Here is a 4,671-nt window from a genome sequence, read left to right on the forward strand (position 1 = left end):
AGCCCCCAGCTCCACCCTTTTGGAAAAGCACGGGACTTCAGGAACGCCTCAGCAGTCTTCGGTCCCCCGCCCCCCATGAAGCGGGGGGACGTTCCTTGCTAAACTCCCTCCGGAGCCCAAGTCAACCGCGTCTCACCGGAGTGCCTGCCGTTGCAGCCAACCGAACGCCTGCCCATCGACGACCTGGCGCCGCGGTTCGCCGAGGCCCTGGCCGCCGGGCCCGTGGTGGTCTCGGCCCCCACGGGCACGGGGAAATCCACCCAGGTGCCCCGGTGGGCGGCCCGACGGGGACGGGTGCTGGTGGTGGAGCCCCGGCGGGTGGCCTGCCGGGCGCTGGCCGCCCGGGTGGCGGAACTGGAGGGGGAACGCCTCGGGGAGGGCGTCGGGTATGTGGTCCGCGCCGAGCGCCGGGCCACCCCGCAGACCCGGATCGTGTTCGCCACCCCGGGGGTCGTGCTCCGGTGGCTCGCGGGGGGCCAGCTCGGGGACTTCGCCACCGTGGTCCTCGACGAGTTCCACGAGCGAAGCCTCGACCTGGACCTCCTCCTCGCCCTCCTCCTGGCACGGGGCGGCCACCGGCTCGTGGTGATGTCGGCCACCCTGGAGGCCGAGCGGGTGGCCCGCCACCTGGGAGCGGCCGTGCTCCGGGCCGAGGGCCGGCGGTTCCCGGTGGAGGTGCGGCACGTGCCGGGCCGGGCGTTCCTGCCCGATGTGCGCGGCCTCGAAGACCGGCTCCTCGAGGCGCTCGCCCGCGCCGCCGACGATCCCGGGGACGTGCTCGTGTTTTTGCCCGGGAAGGCCGAGATCGCCGCGGCCGCGGCAAGGCTCGCGGGGCGGCGCGACCTGGAGGTCCTCCCCCTCCACGGCGGCCTCTCCCTCGAGGAGCAGAGCCGGGTCTTCTCGCGGCCGGCGAAACGACGGGTGGTGCTCGCCACCAATGTGGCCGAGACCTCGCTCACGATCCCGGGGATCGGGGTGGTGATCGACTCGGGGCTCGTGCGGCGCACCCGGTACCACAACGGCCGAGGGTTCCTCACGCTCCTGCCCGTCGCCCGCGACAGCGCCGAGCAACGCGCCGGCCGGGCGGGCCGCACCGCCCCGGGGGTGTGCTACCGGCTCTGGAGCCCCGAGGCCATCCTCACCGAGACCACGCCGCCCGAGATCCACCGGGAGGCCCTGGAGCCCCTGGTGCTCGCGGGCGCGGCCTGCGGGGCCCGGGTCGAGGGCCTGCCGTTCCTGGACCCGCCCAAACCCTACGCCGTCGAGGCCGCCCGGGAGAGCCTCGGACGGCTGGGCGCGCTGGACCCGGAGGGCCGGATCACCCAGCGGGGCCGCCGGCTGTTCGGGCTTCCCCTGGACGCTCCCTTGGGAGCGATCCTGGTGGAGGCCGAGCGCCTGGGCTGCCTGGACGACGCCGTGGACCTGGTGGCGGCCCTGGCCGTGGGCCGGCCGCTCTTTCGGGGGCCGCCCCGGGGGGATCCCCTGCGGGAGGAGGGGTGCGACGCCGTGGCCCTCGTGCGGGCGGTTCGGGAGGCCCGGCCGGATCGGGATCGGGTCCACGGCCCCGTCCTCGCCGAGGCCCGGGCGGTCCGCCGGGAGCTCCGGGCCGCCATGGGGCTGGAAGGGGCCGGCCCCCGGGCCGGGGGGCCGGCGGACCGAAAAGCGCTCGCGCTCGCCGTGCTCCGGGCCGACCCGCGGGCGGCCCACGTGGCGCGCCGCCGGAAGAAGTTCACGGCCTGGGCCAACGGCGAGGCCGAGGCCGCCCTCGGCGAGGGGAGCGCCGTGGAGTCTGGCGAACACCGGTGCCTCGCGGCCCTGGAGGTCCGGGCGGTGGGTACCGGGTACCGGAAGACCCGGCTCGTGATCTCGGCCGCCGTGCCGGTGCCACCGGCGTGGCTCGTGGAGGCCGGGATCGGCGAGCAGCGGCCCGGCCGGGTCCGGCTCGTCGGCGACCACCTCGTGTGCGAAACCGAGATTTGCCACGCCGGCGAGGTACTCGCCCGGCGGGAGGAGGTGCCGGAGGGCCGGCTGGCCCGGGAGGCCTTGACCCGGGCCGTGGCCGGCGACCAGGCGTTCCCCGGGGTGTGGGACGAACTGGTCCGCCGGCTGGCCGACCGGGACCGCCTCCAGCGCCTTGCGGGGGCGGGGCTCGTGCCGGCATCTCTGGCCGCCTTCGTCCCGGACACGCGGCCCGAGCTTCCGGAGAGGTGGCTCCTCGGCCGGCTGGAGGAACTCGGGTTCGAGTCGGGGGAGGACCTCCCCCTTCTCACGGCCGGGGACCTCCTTCCCGGGCCCCTGCCCGACCCCGTGAGCGACTGGCTCGACCGGTCGTTCCCGGCCGAGGTCGGGGTCGGGGACGCCCGGTACCGGGCCGAGTACGACCTCGGCCGCCGGGAGGTCACCCTTCACCTCACGGCCGGCCACCGCCGCGACCCCCCCTCGCTGACCTTCCTTCCCCCGTTTCGGGGGTTTTCCGTCCGGGTACAGCACAAAAACCAGTCCTGGCGGCTTCGGTGAGGGAAGAGCGCCGTCCTGCCGTTGCCACGGGAAGACCGTGGGACTCTGCTGGGACCGCGCTTGATACCAAGTTGCGTTCAAACCGACACCCATCCCGGGGGCCCGGCAAGGGGCCTGGTTCCGGCCGTGCGTCAGTGCGGCATCCGGCTTACGCCCGGCGCTCCACCAGGCCCCTTGCCGGGCCGAATCAGGAAACGGTAGCTTTGAACGCAACTTGGTATGACAAGGAGCGACTCCGGATGGAGAAGACGTTGGACGCGGAGCGAGCGGCGTACGGGCGGCGCCTTGACGAGGCCATTGAGCGCGCCAGGGAGCGGTTGGCCCGAAGGCCGGAGGTCGAGAGGGTGATTCTCATCGGTTCGGCCGCCAAGGGCCGCCGGGACCTTCTCACGGATCTCGACCTCGTCGTGGTGATGCACACCGACCAACCGTTTGCGGTGCGCGCGGCGCGACTCCTGCCCACCCTCGAACTGGGGGTGGACGTGGATCTCCTCGTGTACACGCCCGACGAGTTCGAGCGATTGCGGAGAGAACCGTTCCTGCGCCACGCCCTGAAAAACGGGAGGGTTCTCCATGAGAAACAGCATTGAGGAAGGCCTGAGGTGGTGGGAGCAGGCCCGGGAGGACCTTCGCTGGGCGGAGCACCTCGCGCGGGAGGGGGGCTATCATCTCGCCTGCTTCCTCGCCCAGCAGGTCGCTGAAAAGGCGCTGAAGGCGGTGCGCTACGCCGAGGGTGCCGAGATCGTTCTCGGCCATTCCGTCGAGCGGCTAACACGGGAACTGGGCGAGCGCCATCCAGGCATCCGTGAACCCGCCCGCCGGTGGAGCGTGCTCGACGGATACTACATCCCGACGCGGTATCCCAACGGGTTACCAGCGGGGATCCCGGCCAGGGTGTACGACCGCGATACAGCGGAACGGGCCGTGGCCCTCGCCCGCGAGGTGGTGGCGTGGGCGGGCGAACAACTGGCCGCCCGTTCCGGCTGATCTCTTTCCGTTTCCCTTGCCACGCGGCCGATCGGGGTTATCCTGTTCCGACTTGCATTCCCGGCTTCCGGTAAAGGAGGTAACTGTCATGCCTGCACGCATTGCCATCAACGGGTACGGACGCATCGGCCGGCTCGTCCTCCGGGCGGCCAAGAAGAAAAACGCGAACCTCGAATTCGTGGCGATCCACGACCTCGCGCCGGTGGACGCCCTGGGCATCGTAACCAAGTTCGACTCGATCCACGGCCCCTTCCCGGGCCGGGTGTCTTGGACCGAGGACGCGATCGTGATCGACGGCACCCCCATCAAGGTGTTGAGCGGGCCGAGCCGCCGGAGCGACGATCCCCTGGACCTGCCTTGGAAGGAACTCGGGATCGACTACGTGGTGGAGGCCACGGGGGTGTTCCGGAAAGTGGCCCAACTCGAGGGGCACCTGCGAAGCGGGGCCCGCCGGGTAATCCTCACGGTTCCGTCCAAGGACCCCTTGGAGGCCACCATCGTGCTGGGGGTGAACGACCACATCCTGAAACCGGAGCACACCATCATCTCCAACTCCTCGTGCACCACGAACTGCGCGGCGCCGGTGGCCAAGGTGCTTCTGGAGCGGTTCGGCATCCAGAAGGGCTATCTCACCACGGTCCACGCCTTCACCAACGATCAGCGGCTCTTCGACTACCCCCACAAGGACTTTCGTCGGGCCCGCATGGCCACGCTCTCCATCATCCCCACCTCCACCGGCGCGGCCGCAGCCCTCGGGCGGGTGATCCCCGAGCTCGACGGCAAGATCGAGGGGCTAGCGTTCCGGGTGCCGGTACCCACAGGCTCGGTGATCGACCTCACCGTCATGCTCGAGAAAAAGGCCACGGCCGAGGAGATCAACGAGGCCATGCGGGAGGCCTGCGAGGGCCCGATGAAGGGCATCATGGAGTACTGCACCGACCCCATCGTGTCGGTGGACATCATCAACAACCCCCACTCCAGCATCTTCGACAGCCTGCTCACCCACGTGCGCAAAGACCGCATGGCCAAGGTGGTGGCCTGGTACGACAACGAGTGGGGCTACGCCTGCCGGGTGGTGGACCTGCTGGAGAAGGTGGCCGCCATGGACGGGCTGGCATAACAGGTTGGAAAGCTGGAAAGCGGGCAGGCTGGAAGGCTCTACTACCG

At 71.2% G+C, this 4,671-nt stretch carries 4 protein-coding genes; all 4 read left to right on the plus strand.

Annotation, left to right across the window (positions count from 1 at the left end; all coding sequences use genetic code 11):
• Window positions 1-150 precede the first annotated feature (150 nt).
• A complete protein-coding gene (locus ACYQ8L_RS18075) occupies window positions 151-2,517 on the plus strand; it encodes a helicase-related protein (RefSeq protein ID WP_459943218.1) in 2,367 nt (788 codons plus the stop codon).
• Between the two features lie 239 nt (window positions 2,518-2,756).
• Window positions 2,757-3,107, plus strand: coding sequence for a nucleotidyltransferase domain-containing protein (locus ACYQ8L_RS18080; protein WP_459943219.1), 351 nt, complete (start codon window positions 2,757-2,759; stop codon window positions 3,105-3,107).
• Complete coding sequence (locus ACYQ8L_RS18085; RefSeq protein ID WP_459943220.1) at window positions 3,091-3,504, plus strand: HEPN domain-containing protein; 414 nt, start codon at window positions 3,091-3,093, stop codon at window positions 3,502-3,504. The genes ACYQ8L_RS18080 and ACYQ8L_RS18085 overlap by 17 nt, the downstream gene beginning before the upstream one ends.
• An 88-nt stretch (window positions 3,505-3,592) precedes the next feature.
• A complete protein-coding gene (gap, locus tag ACYQ8L_RS18090) occupies window positions 3,593-4,624 on the plus strand; it encodes a type I glyceraldehyde-3-phosphate dehydrogenase (protein WP_459943221.1) in 1,032 nt (343 codons plus the stop codon).
• Window positions 4,625-4,671: the final 47 nt, after the last annotated feature.

It is taken from the genome of Deferrisoma palaeochoriense, from assembly GCF_054656955.1.

What these genes read in the sequence shown, in the direction of transcription:
- ACYQ8L_RS18080 (WP_459943219.1), top strand. Translation starts at nt 2,757, where the DNA reads ATGGAGAAGACGTTGGACGCGGAGCGAGCGGCGTACGGGCGGCGCCTT.
- ACYQ8L_RS18085 (WP_459943220.1), top strand. Translation starts at nt 3,091, where the DNA reads ATGAGAAACAGCATTGAGGAAGGCCTGAGGTGGTGGGAGCAGGCCCGG.
- gap (WP_459943221.1), top strand. Translation starts at nt 3,593, where the DNA reads ATGCCTGCACGCATTGCCATCAACGGGTACGGACGCATCGGCCGGCTC.